This is a genomic window from Terriglobus sp. YAF25, from assembly GCF_052113305.1.
In the GTDB taxonomy this organism is placed as follows: Bacteria; Acidobacteriota; Terriglobia; order Terriglobales; family Acidobacteriaceae; genus Terriglobus.
In genome coordinates this window covers 1-1,348 of the sequence record NZ_JBFRCY010000968.1, presented here as the reverse complement: position 1 = coordinate 1,348, position 1,348 = coordinate 1, and the positions used below count along the sequence as shown (strand labels likewise).

General features: G+C 56.3%; 3 protein-coding genes. All 3 read right to left on the bottom strand.

Annotated features, from left to right (window positions below; genetic code table 11):
* Window positions 1–139 precede the first annotated feature (139 nt).
* A complete protein-coding gene (locus AB4043_RS25670) occupies window positions 140–415 on the bottom strand; it encodes a DUF507 family protein (protein ID WP_263415594.1) in 276 nt (91 codons plus the stop codon).
* Window positions 412–690 carry a DUF507 family protein gene (locus AB4043_RS25665; RefSeq protein WP_442299476.1) on the bottom strand — a complete coding sequence of 93 codons (279 nt, stop codon included), beginning with the start codon at window positions 688–690 and terminating at the stop codon, window positions 412–414. Before AB4043_RS25665 ends, AB4043_RS25670 begins: the two co-directional genes overlap by 4 nt.
* A gap of 291 nt (window positions 691–981) precedes the next feature.
* Window positions 982–1,348, bottom strand: a 367-nt coding sequence (locus AB4043_RS25660; protein ID WP_442308541.1) for a (2Fe-2S) ferredoxin domain-containing protein, incomplete at its 5' end; no start/stop codon positions are given.

Below are 1,348 nucleotides of genomic sequence, written 5' to 3'. Positions count from 1 at the left end.
AACGGGGATCGAACCCGTACTCTTCGCCTTGAGAGGGCGACGTGTTAACCAATTACACCATGGCGCCATTAGGGGCAGGGCGGTGATGACTCACGCCCACTCGAATCAGTATACCAGTGAAGAAGTTGTTTTGCGTGGATCAGATACCGAGTTTCTTCACTTCGTCGTTGTAGTACTTGCGGTACAGGATGTCCCATTCCTGGGTACCTTCGAGGATGATCTTCCGTTGCGAGGTAATCTTTTGCCGCGCCGCCTGGTCGATCTTGGTCTCCTCGAGCAACAGCTTCTCCAACGCCTTACGAGCCTCCTGGCGGATCGTGTTCCGGTCCTCCAGAAACTCTGCCTCGTCGGTCTCTGCCAGAGTATCGGCCACGACGTGAGCCAGTTTGTTGAGCTTGTCGCGCGAGATTCTCACAGCACCGCCTTGTATTTGCGCACAAGCTCGTTCTTTACCTTCTTGAACATCTCCGGGTAGCTCGCGCCTGTCTTGCGCATATCGTCCTGGAAGGTTTCCAGAATGACGCGGACCTCGTCGTTGATCCGGTCTTCGAGTGAAAGCTCGTCGAGCAGACCATGATTCACACGCTCATTCAGAACGCCCGGCTTATCGGTGCGCAGCATCTTCGCGTCGATAAGGTGCTGTACCGTGTGCTTGGCCAGGTAGTTGACGTAGTCTTTGGAAAAAATCATCTCTCTTCGAAGTCATTTATATCACGCGGTTAAGGCCGCTTTCGCGCCCCACAAAAGATATCCCGGGACGGCGTCTCCCAAGGGTGTGTCATCCAACTTGCGCCAGTCAGAGCCGGGAGCAGATTTTTTCGAGATCGAAAAGTGAGGAGAGAACTGTAGCCCGCCTACTGGAACGACGAGTAACGAAGAGATCGGGAAAATCTGGGTCCCCAGTCAGCTTTGCCGGCTGGGGTGAAGAAAAACCTACCCCGGCCCTTCGGGTTGCGGCAGGAGTTGGATGACACACCCTAATTACGGCCGATGCGGGCAGCTCGGGGTATTCAGACAGCTCTCGGCCAGGCGCAGACGCTCCACCGTGCGTCCATGCACCAGGTGTTCGTGAACGATCTCCTGGACGTCCTCCAATTTCACAAAGCCGTACCAAACCGCCTCAGGGTAAACAAGCATCACCGGTCCATGTTCGCACTGATCCAGGCAGCCGGCCTCGTTGGCCCGGACCGTGTTCTTCAAGCCGGCGGCCTTTACAGCATCCTTCAGGGCATCTTTCAACTGGCGGCCGCCGCGGGGGCGGCAGCTCGGACGAGCAGCGCCCTCCAGGCGCTCATTGCCGCAAACAAAAACATGACGTTCAAACTTTGGCATGCTCTCAGCGTATTCC